We start from the raw sequence: 17,837 nt of genomic DNA on the forward strand, positions 1-17,837 counted from the left end.
GTATGTTTGAATAAAGGAAGAACAATAAGACAAAGGTGGAGACAGAATTGAATGATGTTGAAAAATATGAAAAGCTAAACCCGTTTACGGCCATTTGGACCCGTCCTCGTGCTGCAGTGCGCCATGTGATTGAAGAAAAATCGTCCGGATTCATTTTTCTGTTGATTGTCCTTGCAGGATTTGCTGCCGGCCTGCTCAGCAGCCTGGATTCAGAACAATTCCTGCCGGTCGGGGGAATGATCCTGATTGCTCTTTTCTTCGGACCAATTGGCGTGGTGGTAAGCACGGTCATCGGCGCCGGTATCTATTTGCTGATTGGCAAGCTGTTTAAAGGGAAGGGCACCTACACGGAAATGTTCCGGGCAATTCTGACCGGGCTGATTCCACAGATCTGGCTTATTCCGATAATCCTTTTATGGATGCTGCTGTTGCCGGAAACCTATTTCCTGCAAGCAGATGACATGCTGTTCGCTGAACCTGATTTTCTTTCGCTTGTCTTCCTGATCATCCTTGGGGTCATCTCTGCTTGGACTTTCTTTGTCCAGTGCAAGGCGGTTGCAGAAGCACACAGGTTTTCTGCCTGGAAAGGCTTTTTCGTCATCATGATTCCGACAGTTCTGGTCATCGGTGTAATTATCGGGCTGATCGCATTATTCTTTACGATGCTTCTTCCTGCAGTGGGTGGCAACTAATCAAGCAGATATGGAAAATAAAAAGAACAAGGCTGCCCTTATGGCCGCCTTGTTCTTTTTATGGTTTTTCTGTTTTATGGACTGTGCCGTTTTCTTCAATGTCCGCCGTCTCCCGGCGCACGGTTTCATTGATGACCTGCACATCTTTGACTTTGCGCTTGCCGATAACGATTTCTTCGCGGACCACTTTCTTTTTGCCGATGTCCAGACGTTCTTCAGAAAGGGGGATGTAGATCGCATCTCCTTTTTCGTAAGCTTCTTTCGGAGACAGCACCTGACCGTCTTCTGCGGCTTCTGCACCTTCAGAAATTGGTCGCCGGTCAATGACGATTTCCTCACGCTCTACCGGTACTTGGATTTCTTTGTCTTCTTCCACCAATTGCTTTTGGACTTGGACTTCGCCAGTCTGCACGCGTTCTTTCTCGATATCCAGACGCTCTTCATGCAGAGCGAGTTTCTGCTCTTCTACAGGAAGGCCATCTTTTGAATCAACAGATATGGCCGTTTCCGGCTTAGCTGCTGGCAGGCTGTCCGTATATAAAAGCAGCTTTCCAGTTTCCACCTGCTGGAAATAGTAATCAGTTTCAGATTCATCCAAACCCATTCGGTTGAAAGCGTCTTTCGTGATGTCTTCCCCAGATAAAAAAGCGATGACTTTGCCTTTGAAATTATCGCGGTCTTCTGTATCGACATGGACAGCGGTGTGTTCAATGATCAAAGGAATCTGTTCATCGTGTTTGGCTACCAGGTATAAAGTTTCCTCTTCATGTCCTTTTGCTCGTAATTCACCGATCTGAATCAATACTTGCGCTTGTGCATCAAAAAGCCCGACAAGTTTGTTTCCTTTTTTCTCCATAGTTAATTCCCCCCATGTCAGTTGCACCAAAAAACTTGTTACCGCTAATTTACCCTTAGTCGCATGTTGGATAAACCTGCGGGAGTCCAGTCCCGAAAAAAAGGCATCTCCGGAGAAATCATCCGGAGACGCCTTTGCTGTTTTTTTATAGGGAAGTGCGTCCGTCTTTTTTCGCTTTTACGTTTTCGTCAATATCCGCTTCTTCACGGCGGACGGTTTCATTCACCACTTCGGTATCTTGGACTTTGCGTTTGCCGACGACAATTTCTTCGCTGACGACGTCTTTTTTGCTGACCTCCACGCGTTCCTCGGAAACCGGAACATGAATAGAATCTCCATCGTCATAGACGCCTTTATCCGCCAATCCGCCTGTGCCCGGTGAAACTTCCTCGTTGACCGCACGGCGTTCCACATATACTTCTTCGCGCTCAACCGGTACTTCGATGGTCTGCTGTTCTTCGACCACATGTTTGCCGACATTCACTTCGCCAGTCTGTACGCGTTCTTTGTCGACATTCAAACGCTCTTCGTGAAGGCGCAAATGTTCCTCTTCTTCATGGCTGCCGGCAGTTGCCGTTCCGGTTGCTGTCTGCGCGCCCGAGTATTGCTTATAAGAAGTGCCATAGTCGCTGTTCACGTAAAGAACCAGCTTGCCATTTTCGACTTGGCGGTAGTATTCATCCGCTTCGCCGCTGCCTAATCCCATTTGAGTGAATGCATCCCGTGTGGAATCTTCACCTGAAATGAACGATTTGAATTTGCCCATGAAGTTATCGTCTTCTTGTGTGTTTAAGTGCACGTCCGTCTGGCCTTGGACCATGGACAGTTGATCGTCATGTTTCGCGATTACATACATGTCTTCTTCGTTATAGCCTTGTGCTTTTAATTCGCTTATTTTATGCAGAACTTCTGCTTGTACGTCATATGCTTGGATAAATGTGTTTTTATTGTTTGTCATTGTCAATTCCTCCTAATAGTGATAAATCACCTGTGAAGTAAGGTACTGTCTGTCTACCCCGTAGTTTTTTGAAATAAACCATGAAAGAGTAGGAGAGGGATTGAAACATCTTCTTTTCTGTGCGGATGACTATGCTTGGAAACTGCATGGTGCCAGGCACCGGAACAATTCCGGAGACACAACTATTTTATAAAATAAAAATCTTATCAAATGAATAGAAAGAGACTATAAAGCACTCTCGGTTTCATTTGAAAAGCAGATATTTATCTGCTTTCTTTTAATTGTATAAGATGGCGGTACAAAAGAATGGAATCGATAAAATTAAGGGAATCCTTACTTTATAAACAGTAAGATTGAACTATTAATGCTATGATTAAGGCGTATTTTACTTTTATATATTCGAATTTAGCCTTAGGGCGGCAAGTTCACAAGGGATGGGATGACAATGGGGATTGATGTTTTGCAACGCAATAACGTCCGAGTGACTGGACAAGGGAAAAAAACAATAGTATTCGCACACGGCTTTGGCTGTGATCAACAAGTGTGGAATAATACGATTACCAATTTCGAACAGGATTATCGGGTCGTCACTTTTGATTATGTAGGAGCTGGAAACAGTGACAAGACAGCGTATTCCAAAGAGCGTTACAGCACTTTGGATGGCTACAAACAGGATCTTTTGGAGGTTTGTGCATCACTTGAGATGGAAGGATTCCTATTTGTCGGCCATTCTGTCAGTGCCATGATCGGTATGCTGGCGTCAATTGAGCAACCTGGATTGATGGAGAAAATGGTCATGATCGGACCTTCTCCTTACTATATGAATGAGCCTGGCTATAATGGCGGGTTTGAACGGGCAGACATTGACGAATTATTGGATATGATGGAAACCAATTATATGGAGTGGGCTAAATACTTGGCGCCGGTCGTCATGCAGAATGAGCAGCGTCCTGAGCTCGCCGAAGACTTTGAACATCTTTTATGCTCGAATGATCCGATGATTGCGCGGCAATTTGCTGAAGTGACGTTTACTACGGATCTTCGCGATCAATTGGATAAAGTGGCTGTACCCACGCTGATTCTTCAGACCAAGTTCGACGCTATTGCACCGGCGGAAGTCGGGCAGTATGTCCACGACCACATCCAGGGGAGCCGACTGATTGTGATGGAAGCAGTTGGCCATAATCCGCATTTAAGCGATTCTGATGAAACAGTGAAACACATCAAGGCCTATTTGGCGGAGTAGGGAGAGAAGACAGTGGAACAGCAGCTTGATCGAGCGCCATGTGGATATTTGATATTGGATCATGAATTGCGCATCGTGGAAATGAATAAAACCTTGCAGCTCATGACAGGTGCGCAACAACCAAAGCACATGCATGATTTATTGACAGTCGCTTCACGGGTTTACTTCCAGACCTACTTTACTCCTTCCATCAAAATGCATGGCACTGTAAACGAAATGTTTTTGACATTGAAAAGCGAGACGGGTTCCCTGCCTGTCTTGATGAATACGATAGAACGCGACGGCTCCTACGAATGTGCGTTGATTCAAATGAGTGTCCGCGGGGAGTATGAAAAGGAATTGCTGCTGGCAAAGCGCAATGCTGAAAAGGTCAACCGTGAGACGGCCGAAGCATACGAAAAGCTGAAAACAGTAATGAATGAAGTGGAATGCAAACAGCAAGAATTGATGGACCTTAATTTCAAACTGCAGCAACTGGCTACAACAGATCCGTTGACGGGATTGAAAAATCGCCGTTACCTGACCGAACAATTGGAAGAACTCTTGCTTCAGGCTGAAACTGGCCGGGAAGTGGCCTTGTTGGTCATAGATATTGACCATTTCAAGAAGGTCAATGATTCACATGGCCATCAGATGGGCGACGCGGTCTTGCAGGAACTGGCCTGGCGTTTGGAAGCGGAAACCGGATCCGCTGATATCGTGGCTCGGCTCGGCGGTGAAGAATTCGTGGTGGTCATGCCAAACGCTGGACTGAAGGACGGCCTGGCCATGGGCAATGCATTATGCAAGCATATGGAAACAGCTGACTGGCTGCATGTCCCTATCACTGTCAGCATCGGAGCTGCGGTTTATATGGCTGGAGAAGGAATGGAAAGTTTGCTGTCACGGGCGGACGAATTTCTTTACAAAGCCAAAGCCAAGGGCAGAAATTGTGTGGTTGGAGACGAATAAAAAATTGCTTTGGCTCTCCAATTTCCATCCAGCTAAATCAATAAAATAAAACCCTTACATTCTTTGGAGCAAAGGCTATAATAGGCATATATAAATGTCTTCGTCTTTGGGGGATTCCGATGGAAAAAGATATTCGATTGTTGGGTGGACGGGTAAGCGAGGATAAGGAATTAATTGCTCAATTGGTCCATGAAGAAGTGGTGAAAAATGTTCCGGCAGCACAGCTTGAAACGAACAAAGCCTTTATCGAAACTGTCACTAAGACCCGGATCCATTTTGTGGAACTGATCGGAGAGTCGATCAGCAATAGCTGCGACGTTCGAAAGGTCTATGCAGATATTCAAGAGTGGGGAGAAGAGACGGGAAACTTCTTTCTTGAAACCGGAAGATCGCTGGAAGATGCGTTGGCGGAAACGTCTCTTTACCGCAAACATATCGGAACCGTCATCAAGACAGAAGCGGTCCACAAAAAGATGGAGCTGCAGCTTCTCTTTGATGTCATGGAATTTTTCCATTCCTTGTTGGACCATGCCGCATACTCATATACACAGGCCTATACAGCATCGTACCAGCGGAAACTGAAATCAGCCAGGAAGGAATTTCTGGAGCTTTCAGCCCCCGTCGTGCCGGTCAGTGACCACATCGCAGTGTTGCCTTTAGTGGGGAATATTGAAATTGACCGCGCCCGTTATATTCTGGAGAAAACACTGTTGGCCGCGAATCAGTTGAAAATCAGCGTGCTGATTGTGGATTTATCAGGAGTGGTGCGCGTGGATGCGATGGTAGCTGAACAAATCATCAAAATCATCCAGTCGTTGAAATTGGTTGGTGTCCGCTCGATTTTAACCGGAATCCGTCCCGAAATCGCTACAACGTTAACTGAGATCGGAGTTGACTTGAAAGTGCTGGAGGTCGGCGGCAGCTTGAAGCGGGTTTTGGAACAAATGAAAGTCAATTGATGAAAAAAACGCTGAAGCTCTGGGCTTCAGCGTTTTTTATCTTGTATCAGTTAGTGACGGCTTCGGAATGGACGTCAGGCAATGCCTTACGCAAGGTGATGGTTTCTTCTTCGGTCAATGGAATCATCGGCAAGCGCACGCCGCCGACTTGAACACCAGTCAGCGTAAGTGCCGCTTTGACCGGAGACGGGTTTGGCGCAGCGAACAATGCTTTCATTGTCGGCAATAATCTGCGGTGGATAGCCGCCGCGGTCTTTACATCTCCTGTTTTAAAGCTGGTAATCATGTCCTGCATATCGTTGCCGATGATATGCGCGGAAACTGAGACAATGCCGGTGCCGCCGATTGACAGCATTGGAATTGTTAAGCTATCGTCTCCACTGTAAACAGAAAATGTATCCGCTGTTTTTTCGATGATTTCTGCAGCTGCGTCCAAGTCTCCACTCGCTTCTTTAACAGAAACGATATTGTCGATCTTGGACAGGCGAATGATCGTTTCCGGAGATAGATTGACCACGCTGCGTCCTGGAATATTGTAGAGCATGACCGGCAGGCTTGTAGACGCGGCAATCGCCTGGAAATGCTGGAACATGCCTTCCTGTGAAGGTTTGTTATAGTATGGTGTGACCAGCATGATGCCATCAACGCCCGTTTCTTCTGCTTGTTTTGTCAAGGAGATGGAAGCGCGTGTATTATTGGAACCTGTTCCTGCAATGACTGGAATCCGTCCGGCTACTGTATGGACGGTAAACTGGAACAATTCAACTTTTTCCTCTGCCGTTAAAGTCGGAGATTCTCCGGTTGTCCCTGCGACGACCAGGCCGTCTGAACCGTTTGCTATCAAATGCTCTATCAATTGTTGTGTTGCCGGAAAATCAATGTCTCCATGTTGATCGAATGGCGTCACCATTGCTGTAATTACTTGGCCAAAATTCATAAAGAACACACCCTTTTCTAATTTTTGTCGTAGCTTAGAGGTGAGGGGCCTAGTCAGGAATAAACAAAAAAGCAGCAACGAGGGACTCGTTGCTGCAGTAGAAACAATGTTTACCAATCGTTCCTGTGCATCAGATAGCCCTCCATATAGTTCCCTATATGACAGTCCTGCATTTATTGAATGCAGACCCAGCGCACGGAAATATGAGATTTCCGCCACTTCGGCAAATCCCCCTTTCGGCAAACGTCAACGGAGCCCATACTCCTCGTTTTGCGTACTGATGGTTTTTGCGCCTCTATCCTACTCCATAAAAGCTGGAGCAAGAAATATTGAATTAGCTGTACTATAACAAATTTCACTATTAATTGCAAGGTCATCAGAGTAAAATTTTATGCCGAAGGAGTGATTTGGGATGGAAGAGCAGGAATACGACCGCCGGTTGAATATCGAAACCGGTGGAAATCAGCGGGGCTTTACGGATTCCCTTCACCACAACCGCTATGAGCCGACTCCTTACAAATTGCTGGACAGGTTGTTCGAAAACTACAGCCTGTCTCCCGGTGGCCGTCTGGTGGATGTGGGCTGTGGCAAAGGGCGGTTGAATTTTTATGCTCACCATGTATTCGGTGCAGAAACCGCTGGAATCGAAATGAATCCCGTATTTTATGAAGAGGCCCTTGAAAATAAAAAACAGTATGTGAAAAAGCATAAAAATGCTGAGCAGAAGGTGGCATTTTATAATTGCCTTGCACAGGAGTACCCAATAACGGCACGGGACACTGTATTTTATTTCTTTAATCCGTTTTCGGTCCAATTATTCATTGCATTTATCAATAAAATCCTGCGGTCTGCCGAAACAAATCCACGAACCATTGAGGTAATTTTGTTTTTTGCTTCACAGGATTACAGCGATCACCTGGAAACACGCACCGTTTTTGAATTAGCACAGGAAATTCAGCTGCCAGGTTTTCATAAGGATTCACGGGAACGTTTTTTAATTTACCGTTTGCCTGAAATGGATTAGAACAGGCGTTGCAACGGGTATGGGTAAACAAAAAGCATTTTGAAACGAGGGAGTCCTATGGAGTGGAAAGGCAGAAAAGCCAGTAGAAACGTAGAAGACCGAAGAGGCAAAGGCGGTGCAATGGTGGCAGGCGGCGGAATCGGCGGTATTCTGATTGTGCTGCTTGTAGCGTTTTTAGGTGGCGATCCGGGTGTCATCCTGGACCAATTGGGAGGCTCAGGTGGAACAACGTCAAATCAGCCTTATGAAGCAACACAGGAAGAAGAGGAATTGGCTGAATTCGTTTCAGTTGTCCTCGCGGATACCGAAGAAGTTTGGACAGAAGTTTTTGCCGAGGAAGGCATGGAATATGTGGAACCGACATTGGTGCTGTATACCGGAAGTGTTGAATCCGCTTGCGGGACGGCAGGTTCAGCAGTCGGTCCGTTCTATTGTCCGGGCGACTACAAGCTCTACATTGATTTGAGTTTCTATAATGAATTGCAGACCCAGTTCCAGGCGCCGGGTGATTTTGCCATGGCTTATGTAGTGGCGCATGAAGTTGGGCACCATGTCCAGAATTTGCTGGGTGTTATGGAAGAAGTGCAGCCTCTGCGCAATCAATTGAGTGAAGAAGAATACAATAAATTACAGGTTCGCCTGGAGTTGCAGGCGGATTATCTGTCAGGTGTCTGGGCGCATCATGCGCAAGGCATGGGCTATTTGGAAGAAGGGGACTTGGAGGAAGCGCTGACAGCGGCGAGTGCGGTGGGGGATGATACTATTCAGCAGCGTTCACGCGGTTATGTAGTGCCGGAGAGCTTTACGCATGGGAGTTCAGAGCAACGGAAGCGCTGGTTCTACAAAGGCTTCCAAGCCGGCAACCTGAAAGAAGGCGACACTTTTAATGCCACTGATTTATGACCCGGACCTTCTTTTAATGGAAATCCAAGGGTGCGGCATTGATATTTTCGCTATTGTAATCCATTATAAAGAATAGACAGTCTTTTCATTTATATATGGAAAGAAATTCAGTTCTATAAAGGAAGTACAACATGACGCAAGATAATATTACTCGCATAGAATATGAAGGAAAAGAATTGATTTTGATTGGGACTGCACACGTATCAAAAGTGAGTGCAGAACAAGTGAAAAAAGTTATTGAAGCGGAGCAGCCTGATTCGGTGTGCATCGAATTGGATGCGCAGCGCTATGAATCGGTCATGCAAGGCAGCAAGTGGAAAGAGACCGATATCTTCAAAGTCATCAAAGACAAGAAAGCCAGTCTGCTCTTGATGAATTTGGCGATTTCCTCGTTTCAGAACCGCCTCGCAGATCAGTTCGGCATCAAGCCTGGCCAGGAAATGATCCAGGGGATCGCTTCCGCTAAAGAAGCCGGAGCGGAACTTGTGCTGGCAGACCGCAATATCCAAGTAACATTTTCACGCATCTGGGGGAATATCGGCTTCATGGGCAAGGCCCAGCTATTAACTTCGGTTTTCTTCAGCATTTTCAGCAAAGAAACCATCTCAGAAGAAGACTTGGAGAAGATGAAGTCACAAGATACCTTAAATGCAGTCATGAACGATTTCACCCAGTCTTTCCCTAAACTGAAAGAGCCATTGATCGATGAACGCGACCAGTATCTGGCGCAGAAGATCAAAGAAGCACCGGGTAAAAAAATTGTGGCAGTTCTTGGTGCTGCCCATATTCCTGGGATTGTAAAAGAAGTCCACAATGAACACGATTTGGCGGAATTATCGAAAGTTCCTCCAAAATCAAAATGGCCAAAAGTCATCGGCTGGGCCATTCCGTTGGCGCTTGTTGCCATGATTGCTATCACCTTCATGAATAACCCGGCAGCAGGAATCGACCAAACCGTCAGCTGGATTTTGTGGACGGCATGCCTTGGGGCAATCGGCGCCGCTGCTGCATTTGGCCATCCATTTGCCATCTTGACAGCGTTTGTGGGTGGCCCAATTGGCGCACTTCATCCGCTACTGGCGGCCGGCTGGTTTTCGGGATTAGCTCAGGCTTATGTCCGCCGGCCGAATGTCGGCGATTTTCAAACCTTATCCAAAGATGTTTTCACTCTGAAAGGATTTTGGGATAATAAAGTCACGCGGGTTCTGCTGGTCGTTGTACTGACCAATTTGGGGACTGCAGCCGGCAATGTCATCGGTGGACTTGATGTTATCCGCCTATTCTTCCAGAATCTATAACAGAAATTTTAAGGCAGCCTATATGGCTGTCTTTTTTTATGAAAAGTAGATGTTTATTCTGCAAAATGGGGTATAGATAAAGTGAGAGATTGATGACGACAGGGAGGCGTGTTGTGGTGGGCTTCTTTTTGGTTGGGATTGTATTGTGGTCTCTGGTCATTGCGTCGATTGTGCTGGTGATTATCGGTCTCTGGAAAAGGTCTTGGAAAGCCATCGCGTGGAGCGGAATTGCTTTGCTTCCACCCATGTTGCTCATCTTTATGGGTGGAGAAGGAATCTGGTTCCGTTTATGTATTTTGCTGCCGCTGGTCTTGTTGATTGCCGCTTTTTTGATGAAACAGCAAAAATACAAAGCTTGTAGAACCGGATGGAAACTCATCCGGTTTTTCTATGCTTTTTACTGGTCTTTTCAAATACATAGTTATACAATAGTTATACAAAACGCAGAGGAGCCTCGCCCATGAATTATATTTTAGAACGCAGCAAACTTTTTATTTTTCTGATTTTGATTTTCTCTATTATAGGGGCATACACGTTTCTGACTTTGCCGCAACGTGAAATTCCAGAAACACCCCCTAGCCTGGTTTTGGTCTCGACGATTCTGCCGGGTGCAGGACCGGAGGAAGTGGAAACATCGATAACCAATCCATTGGAGCGTGAAATCCAAAAAGTGGACGGCATTACATCGATGCAGTCTGTTTCTTCGAATTCCGCTTCTATCATCACTTTGGAATTGGAGGATGGTGAGAATCCCGATGAGCTGATTAACAGCATTCAGCAGCAGGCGAGCAATGCAACAGCGGGATTCCCTGATACCGCTCAGGAGACATCGGTTGAGAAATTGGACCTGACTTTCCCGTTGGTGTCGTATATGTTCTACGGGGATGAAGAAGAGTTGGCTGATATGGACAATGCTTTATCCGATTTATCGGAAAGAGTGGAGGCTGTCTCTGGAGTTGCTGGAACCACAGTGAAAGGCCTGGACACGCAACAGGTTCTTGTTGAACTGAACAGCGAAGAACTGGCTGCCAACAATCTTCAGCCATTTGAAGTACTCGAATCGCTTCAGCAGGCGAACCAGCCGCTGTCGCTCGGTACACATGACAATGGCAACGAACAGGTCAGCTTGACTGTGCAGCGAAGCGAAGGCATCGAAAAGCTGGAGCAGCTGCAGGTGGGTGCCGCCGCCGTCCCTTTGGCTGATGTTGCGGCGATTGAAATGGTAGATCAGGAAACTACCGATATCGTTACATTTGAAGGGGAACAGGCCATTTCCTACACCGTTTTCCTGCAGACTGAGCAGGATGTTCCTTCTGTAGATGAAAATGTATCTGAAATCATTGAAGCTTTTGCAGAAGATCTGCCAGCTGGAGTTCAGGCTGAAAAATACGAATCCCAAGCGGATAATGTCAATACGATTTTTGACAGCTTGTATGTTTCTTTGGGGATTGCTGTATTGGCTGTTTTGATTGTCACAACGGCAGGCCTTACCTTGTACGGCGCATTAGCCGTTGCTTTGACAGTGCTTGCTTCCGTGCTGATCGGCATGATTCCAATTCCGTTCATGGGCGTCGATTTGAATCAGATCTCGGTCATCGGCCTAATTATCGCTATCGGTATTTTGGTGGATGACAGCATAGTGGTCAACGACAATATCCAGCGGCGCTATAAACTGGGTGATTCTGCACTGGATGGAGCCGTAACAGGTGTGCGGGAAGTATACCCATCGATCATTTCTTCCAGTTTGGCAATCGTTGTGACATTTTCGCCGTTGCTGCTGTTATCTGGTGGAAATGGTGCGTTCATCAAAGCGTTGCCGAGTATTCTGATTACGACAATTATCGCTTCGACGGTGCTGTCAATCACATTGGTGCCGATGATGCAATACTTGAAGACGAAACGAAAAGCGAAGAAAATTTCGGATACTCCCGGATTTTTAGGAAAGCCGCTTGAGAAAATTGCGTTGTTTTATTCGAATAAAGTTCTGCGTGGCGTATTAAAACGCCCGCTTCTGGTAGGCCTCGGCGGCTTGCTGGTTGCAACAGGCCTGTTGTCGCTTGCGCTCTTTACGCCGTTTGAATTTTTCCCGGCCGCAGACCGTGAAGAAGTGACGATGGATGTCCGCCTTGCAGAAGGCACGACCATTGAAGAAACCGATGCCTTCCTTGCGGATTTGACGGAACAGGTCATTGCCGAAGATGAGCATGTTGCTGAAACAGCTGTCTTTGCCGGTGAAGGCTTGCCGAACTTGTTCTCGGCCTCAATGGACAATACAGGCAGCAACACAGGCCAAGTGGCGTTCCGCATCGACCGGGAAAATACGACAGCTGCTGATTTCATCAATAAATGGCAGCCGGAGCTGCGTGAACGTTTCCCGGAAGCTGAAATCTTCCTGGATACGATTGTACAGGGTCCGCCAGTCGGCGCTCCTGTCACTGTAGATATTAAAGGTGAAGACATTGAAGAATTAGAGTCGCTTCGTGACAGGCTGGAAGGACAGCTACTTGAAAACGGCGCGGACATCGTTACCGATAACCTTGGGGAACCGGTGCCGGCTATAGAATACGTGCCGAACCAGGATGCGCTGCAGACCAACAACATAGCTCTCAGCACAGTGACGAATCAGCTGCAGCTTTTGACGCAGGGTGTACCGCTCTACACGATTTATGATGGCCAAGTGCCATACGAAGTTTTCCTGAAACAGTCAGGCATTGAAGATGGAGAGCCAATCGATTTGTCTCAGTTCGATGTCCCTTCACTTAGTGAACAGGGACCGCCGCAATTGATTCCGATGGATCAATTGTTGACGGCTGAAGAAACCGAAACATTAGCACAGATTCCGCATCAACAGGCGGATCGTTCGATTACGCTTCGTGCATTCGGCGAAGTCGACGACTTTGAAAACAAAATGCTGGATGTCGTGGATGCAGAACGTAAATCCTTGCCGGAGGGTTATGAACTGTCTACCGGCGGAGAAAACTCGGATCAGGAAGCTTTCTTTGCTGAAATCGGCGTGTTGTTCCTGGTTGTGCTCCTGCTGGTTTACCTGGTCATTGCGTTCCAGTTCAAATCGTTCAGTTTGCCATTCCTTGTTTTGATCGCGGTGTATCTAGGGATTTCGGGTGCGATCCTGGGCTTGTTCCTGACACAAACGCCGCTCAGCTTCCTGGGAGTTATGGGAATCGTTTCCCTGACGGGGATTGTTGTGCGTAACGCGGTTGTTCTGATCGACTTTGTAGAAGCGCGCCGCTTGTCGGGCGACTTCGACATCAAAGAAGCCATTATCGAATCAGGATATGCCCGCATCAAGCCGATTCTTCTGACATCGATTACGTCGATTATTGCACTCGTGCCGGTCGCGTTGTCGGGAGATCCTCTATTTGAACCGTTGGCCGTCACGATTATTGCCGGATTGGCATTCTCAAGCTTGTTCACTTTAGTGATGATTCCATCGCTTTACTTGGTGTTCTATCGCGTGAACCGCAGAAGAAATGGTGTAACCGAATAATTAAGGACTGCGTGGCCCTCGGGCTGCGCAGTTTTATTTTTATTCGGGAATAATTGAAAAGCGAGCGGGTAAGCAAAGGAGTAAAGGGGGAGCGGGAGATGGCCGAAATCCAAGAAAAGAAAACCGGAGCAGGTATGGCAAAAGGGCCTTTCCTGGCAGTGCTGATGGCTGGTGTCTTTGTGGCCATACTGAATCAAACTTTGCTGGCGACCGCTTTGCCGCATATCATGGACGATTTGAGCATTTCCGCCAACACGGCGCAGTGGCTGACCACTGTTTTTATGCTGGTCAACGGCGTCATGATCCCAATTACCGCTTTTCTAATCGGAAAATTCTCCACACGCAATCTGTTTTTTGTCGCGATGGGCCTATTTGCGGCAGGTACGATTATTTGCGCGTTTGCACCTGGCTTTGCAGTTCTAATGGTCGGGCGGATTGTCCAGGCTGCAGGCGCAGGCATTATGATGCCGTTGACGCAAACCGTCCTGTTCATTGTTTTTCCTGTGGAAAAGCGAGGGCAGGCGATGGGCTTATTCGGTTTGATCATCTCTTTTGCCCCGGCGATCGGACCGACGCTGTCAGGATGGATTGTGGGCCAATACCCATGGCGCGCCTTGTTTTACATCGTCATTCCGATTGCGCTGCTGGATTTGCTGCTGGCGTATTTTTTCCTGAAAAATGTCACCAAGCAAACCTATCCGACGCTGGATCTCCTGTCGATTGGCCTGTCGACGATGGGATTCGGCGGAATTCTTTACGGTTTCTCCAGTGCGGGGTCGCTTGGATGGGGGAGTCCGGCAGTAGGCGTTTCCATTGTGGTGGGTCTCTTTTCGCTGCTGTTCTTTATCCGCCGCCAGTTCCGGCTGGATCAGCCAATTCTGGAATTCCGGGTATTTTCCTACAGCATTTTCACATTATCCACTATTTTAAGTGTCATCGTTTTTATTTCGATGATCGGAAGCGCCACGATCCTGCCAATCTATATGCAGAACATGCATGGCTTTACAGCGCTTGAATCGGGGCTGATGCTGTTGCCGGGGGCTATCATCATGGGATTGATGAATCCCATCACCGGCAGAGTCTTTGATAAAGTCGGTGGAAAGTGGTTGGCGATAGTCGGCTTATCGATTGTCACTGTTTCAACTTTCCAGTTCACGGTGCTGACGGCGACCACTTCTTTCTTGTACTTGACCGTTATGCACGCGATCCGCATGTTCGGCGTTTCCATGGTGATGATGCCGGTGACGACGGCAGGCCTAAACCAATTGCCGGAGCGGCTGATTCCGCATGGCACGGCCATGAGCAATACCATGAGGCAAGTGTCCGGATCCATCGGGACGGCGCTTTTAGTGACCATCATGACCGGCACTGCCTTGGATCCTGAAGAATATGGCGTGCAAGGATTGATACGCGGTGTCAATATTTCGTTTATCGTTGTTGGTATTTTAAGTGCTATTGGTGTGTTTTTAGCGTTTTTTCTACGGAAAACCGGGGCTGGAACAGAAGAAGAAAAACTGCAGGAATGATGGGGAGGCGCATGGCGATAAAGCCGCCTATGAATGCGTTATCATTTTGTCACACGATAGCCATTTACTTCTCTCTTTAGATTTGGTAAGATGTCTGACGACAGTGGAGTTAAACAAATAATTTGCTTAATTTTCTGATAAAAAATATACCGATGAGGTGAAGTTGTGAATTTATTGTGGGGCATCTTTGGCGTATTCATTGTTCTCGGAATCGCCTTCCTATTATCAAGCGGCAAGAAGTCTATCAAGCCACGGACAATTCTCGGCGGATTAGCCATCCAAATCACATTTGCATTTATGGTGCTGGAATGGGATTTCGGAAGAAAAATGTTATTGGGTCTTTCGAATCTAGTCCAGAACGTCATCAACTATGCAGGTGAAGGGATCGCCTTCGTGTTCGGCCCAGCAGCTGACACCGAAGGATTTGGTTTCGTTTTTGCTTTCCAAGTATTGACGATCATTATTTTCTTCTCTTCTTTAATTTCAGTCCTTTATTACCTTGGTATTATGCAAATCATCATCAAACTTCTGGGAGGCGCGTTATCGAAGCTTCTTGGAACGAGTAAAGCGGAATCGATTTCAGCTGCGGCCAACATTTTCGTCGGCCAGACGGAAGCGCCGCTTGTTGTACGTCCGTTCATCGCGGGAATGACTAAATCTGAGTTGTTCGCAGTGATGACCGGTGGACTGGCATCTGTTGCCGGTTCAACCTTAGCGGGTTATGCGCTACTCGGCGTACCGCTTGAATATTTATTGGCAGCAAGCTTCATGGCTGCACCAGCCGGTTTGATCATGGCTAAAATGATGATGCCGGAAACAGAGGAAGTCGAAGAAAAAGACTTCGTTATGGAAAAAGACCAGACTTCGGTCAACGTGGTGGATGCTGCAGCACGTGGTGCATCTGACGGACTTCAATTGGCGTTGAATGTTGGTGCCATGCTTCTTGCATTCATCGCATTAATCGCTTTATTGAATGGAGTACTCGGCGGAATCAGTGGGATCTTCGGCTTTGAAGGCTTGACTATCCAAGCTATTTTGGGTGTCATCTTCGCGCCGCTTGCCTGGGCCATCGGTGTACCTTGGGCAGAAGCTGTCCAAGCTGGTAGCTTCATCGGACAAAAATTGGTGCTCAACGAATTCGTTGCGTACACGGCGTTTGCTCCTGAAATTGCTGACTTGTCACCAAAAACGGTTATCGTTGTCAGCTTTGCGCTTTGTGGATTCGCTAACTTGAGTTCACTCGCAATTCTTCTTGGCGGACTTGGTGCAATGGCGCCAAGCCGCCGTCCGGATATCGCCCGCCTCGGCATTCGCGCCGTTGCGGCAGGTATGCTTGCATCATTATTGAGCGCAGCTATTGCCGGGATGTTCGTCTAAACTTCAAACTATAAGGGCCTGCAGCTATTGCAGGTCCTTTTTATGTGGTTTTCGTGCTTTTCGCTTGCGGAAAGCGGGCATTTTGGGTGTTTTAATGGTGGGACTGGCTGAAGAAGCTTTGAAACAAGGCGCATCCATCTTTATGCACGCTTAATCAAAAATACGCACGCATCGGCGGTGGTTATGCACGTTTGGAGAAATTTACGCACGCTCAGGAAAAGGTTACGCACGTTCAATGAAAAATACGCACGCATCGAATCATCAAAACAAAAAAGCTAAAAGAGCCTCTCACATCAGTGAAAGGCTCTATCGCATTATTCCCGCAAATGGTACGAGCAGGCTTTTGATTCTCCAATTCTTTCTAGATTGAGCTGGCCCAGCAATCTTGTGGCTACTGCCCGAGACCCGAATCCACAAAAATCCCGAAACTTTCGATTGGTGATTTCTAGCTCCACGAAAGTGAAGTATTCCTGGATCGCCAAATAGTGGGCGGAGGGATCGCGCAAACTGCATCTGCTGCAGATCCAGCTGCGCTTATCCCGCTGCATCGTTAGGGACTTGCATTGTCGGCAATAAACGCCAGGCTGCAAATCTTTTGGGTCAATAAAATAGTAGGTGCATAAAGGGGATGATTTATAAGGGGTTTGATTAGCCAAAAGCATTTTTTTGATCTTAGATAATTTAATATTTTCGGCTTCGTGGGGGAAAGCCTGCAGTATCTTCAGGAGATATTCGATCATTTGATAGGTTTTGCAGATAGAGGCGCGATGCGGCTTGGACGCGAATTCGCAATCTTTGGCGGTAAAGACAATCAGACCGGATACCGGCAGATTGATTTTTTTCATCTGGAAGAACTGTTTCAGAAAACGGATATGCTTATTCAACTGAACTCGAGGGTCTTCCATGACGGTTTTTTCTCCAGCCGGATTAATGCGGAAAAATTCGCCCGTCTTTTCATCAAAATAGAGCTGGCCATTGATGTTTTTGGACTCGATGATTATTGCGCAGCGCTCAGTGAGCAGCAGGCCATCCATCTGAACGGACCAGGTACCGATTTTCAGGCTGACGTCCCAAAGAATCTGGAATTCTTCATCCGTATAGAACTCGCAAAACTTTTTCTGCAGGCGGCTTTCTCCTCTTATTCCGGCAGTGGTCCAGTGGAGTTCCCGTTCAAGAAACGGTCGCTGTGGGTGTTGGTCTTTGAGTCTCGCGAGCAACATTTCCAATGCTTGTTCCCGTGGCAATAAATCAATTTGTTTTCTTATAGTAACTCCTCCTTTTCTGAATTAAAAAAAGTATAGCATTCCTGGGTATTGTCTCGCTATCTTATTCTCAAATCCGGTGAAAAAACCAGAATACCGGCTTTTCGCAGGCGAAAAGCGATTAAGGCAAGCAGTTCTTCATCTTGTGCACGTTCAGTGAATAATACGCACGCTTAAAGAAATTTACGCACGTCCAAACAGAAATATGCCCAGTCAGGCTATCTTACGCACGCTCACTCTAAAATACGCACGTTCATGCTCGAAGCCATGGCACAACAGCTCTAGCCTACAGCCGATCTTCATCAAGCACATCCCCTTGACAGCGCTATCTTTTTGGATT

The 17,837-nt window shown here is 47.0% G+C and carries 15 protein-coding genes and 1 riboswitch; of the genes, 11 read left to right on the forward strand and 4 right to left on the reverse strand.

Annotated elements, in window-relative coordinates; translation table 11 throughout:
* The first annotated feature begins 47 nt into the window (after positions 1–47).
* Complete coding sequence (locus tag QMA04_RS02080; protein ID WP_191714845.1) at positions 48–692, forward strand: Yip1 family protein; 645 nt, start codon at positions 48–50, stop codon at positions 690–692.
* 58 nt (positions 693–750) lie between these two features.
* Here the strand turns inward: QMA04_RS02080 and QMA04_RS02085 are convergent, their stop codons facing one another.
* Positions 751–1,548 carry a YsnF/AvaK domain-containing protein gene (locus tag QMA04_RS02085; protein WP_191714846.1) on the reverse strand — a complete coding sequence of 266 codons (798 nt, stop codon included), beginning with the start codon at positions 1,546–1,548 and terminating at the stop codon, positions 751–753.
* Positions 1,549–1,693: 145 nt separating this feature from the next.
* Entirely contained in the window at positions 1,694–2,506 is an 813-nt protein-coding gene (locus QMA04_RS02090) for a YsnF/AvaK domain-containing protein (RefSeq protein ID WP_191714847.1), read from the reverse strand.
* A 445-nt stretch (positions 2,507–2,951) separates the two neighbouring features.
* Between QMA04_RS02090 and QMA04_RS02095 the strand changes: the two genes are divergently transcribed.
* From QMA04_RS02095 to QMA04_RS02105, 3 genes are all read left to right on the forward strand, one after another.
* Positions 2,952–3,752, forward strand: coding sequence for an alpha/beta fold hydrolase (locus tag QMA04_RS02095; protein ID WP_290183821.1), 801 nt, complete (start codon positions 2,952–2,954; stop codon positions 3,750–3,752).
* Positions 3,753–3,764: 12 nt separating this feature from the next.
* The gene (locus tag QMA04_RS02100) at positions 3,765–4,703 is read left to right on the forward strand and encodes a GGDEF domain-containing protein (RefSeq protein ID WP_290183822.1); all 939 of its coding nucleotides are present in this window, start codon (positions 3,765–3,767) and stop codon (positions 4,701–4,703) included.
* 119 nt (positions 4,704–4,822) lie between these two features.
* A complete protein-coding gene (locus QMA04_RS02105) occupies positions 4,823–5,662 on the forward strand; it encodes an STAS domain-containing protein (RefSeq protein WP_290183823.1) in 840 nt (279 codons plus the stop codon).
* Between the two features lie 46 nt (positions 5,663–5,708).
* Here the strand turns inward: QMA04_RS02105 and dapA are convergent, their stop codons facing one another.
* Positions 5,709–6,599, reverse strand: a complete 891-nt coding sequence (gene dapA, locus QMA04_RS02110; protein ID WP_191714851.1) for a 4-hydroxy-tetrahydrodipicolinate synthase — start codon at positions 6,597–6,599, stop codon at positions 5,709–5,711.
* A gap of 127 nt (positions 6,600–6,726) precedes the next feature.
* A riboswitch (Lysine riboswitch) is annotated at positions 6,727–6,905 on the reverse strand.
* 106 nt (positions 6,906–7,011) lie between these two features.
* Here dapA and QMA04_RS02115 point away from each other — a divergent pair.
* From QMA04_RS02115 to QMA04_RS02145, 7 genes are all read left to right on the forward strand, one after another.
* Positions 7,012–7,623, forward strand: a complete 612-nt coding sequence (locus QMA04_RS02115) for a class I SAM-dependent methyltransferase (RefSeq protein WP_290183824.1) — start codon at positions 7,012–7,014, stop codon at positions 7,621–7,623.
* 57 nt (positions 7,624–7,680) lie between these two features.
* Positions 7,681–8,526 (forward strand): KPN_02809 family neutral zinc metallopeptidase, encoded by an 846-nt coding sequence (gene ypfJ, locus QMA04_RS02120; RefSeq protein ID WP_290183825.1) that lies wholly within the window; start codon positions 7,681–7,683, stop codon positions 8,524–8,526.
* A gap of 131 nt (positions 8,527–8,657) precedes the next feature.
* Positions 8,658–9,824 carry a TraB/GumN family protein gene (locus QMA04_RS02125; RefSeq protein ID WP_290183826.1) on the forward strand — a complete coding sequence of 389 codons (1,167 nt, stop codon included), beginning with the start codon at positions 8,658–8,660 and terminating at the stop codon, positions 9,822–9,824.
* Positions 9,825–9,916: 92 nt separating this feature from the next.
* A complete protein-coding gene (locus QMA04_RS02130; RefSeq protein WP_290183827.1) occupies positions 9,917–10,288 on the forward strand; it encodes a hypothetical protein in 372 nt (123 codons plus the stop codon).
* Positions 10,285–13,332 carry an efflux RND transporter permease subunit gene (locus tag QMA04_RS02135; protein ID WP_290183828.1) on the forward strand — a complete coding sequence of 1,016 codons (3,048 nt, stop codon included), beginning with the start codon at positions 10,285–10,287 and terminating at the stop codon, positions 13,330–13,332. Before QMA04_RS02130 ends, QMA04_RS02135 begins: the two co-directional genes overlap by 4 nt.
* Before the next feature lie 98 nt (positions 13,333–13,430).
* Positions 13,431–14,858: a DHA2 family efflux MFS transporter permease subunit gene (locus QMA04_RS02140; protein WP_290183829.1), complete on the forward strand. Its 1,428-nt coding sequence runs from the start codon at positions 13,431–13,433 to the stop codon at positions 14,856–14,858.
* Between the two features lie 165 nt (positions 14,859–15,023).
* A complete protein-coding gene (locus QMA04_RS02145; protein WP_191714857.1) occupies positions 15,024–16,235 on the forward strand; it encodes a NupC/NupG family nucleoside CNT transporter in 1,212 nt (403 codons plus the stop codon).
* Positions 16,236–16,549: 314 nt separating this feature from the next.
* Here QMA04_RS02145 and QMA04_RS02150 read toward each other — a convergent pair whose 3' ends face one another.
* The gene (locus QMA04_RS02150) at positions 16,550–17,455 is read right to left on the reverse strand and encodes a nuclease-related domain-containing protein (protein ID WP_290184027.1); all 906 of its coding nucleotides are present in this window, start codon (positions 17,453–17,455) and stop codon (positions 16,550–16,552) included.
* Between the last annotated feature and the right edge of the window lie 382 nt (positions 17,456–17,837).

It is taken from the genome of Planococcus sp. APC 3900, assembly GCF_030407735.1.
Taxonomy (GTDB): Bacteria; Bacillota; Bacilli; order Bacillales_A; family Planococcaceae; genus Planococcus; species Planococcus notacanthi.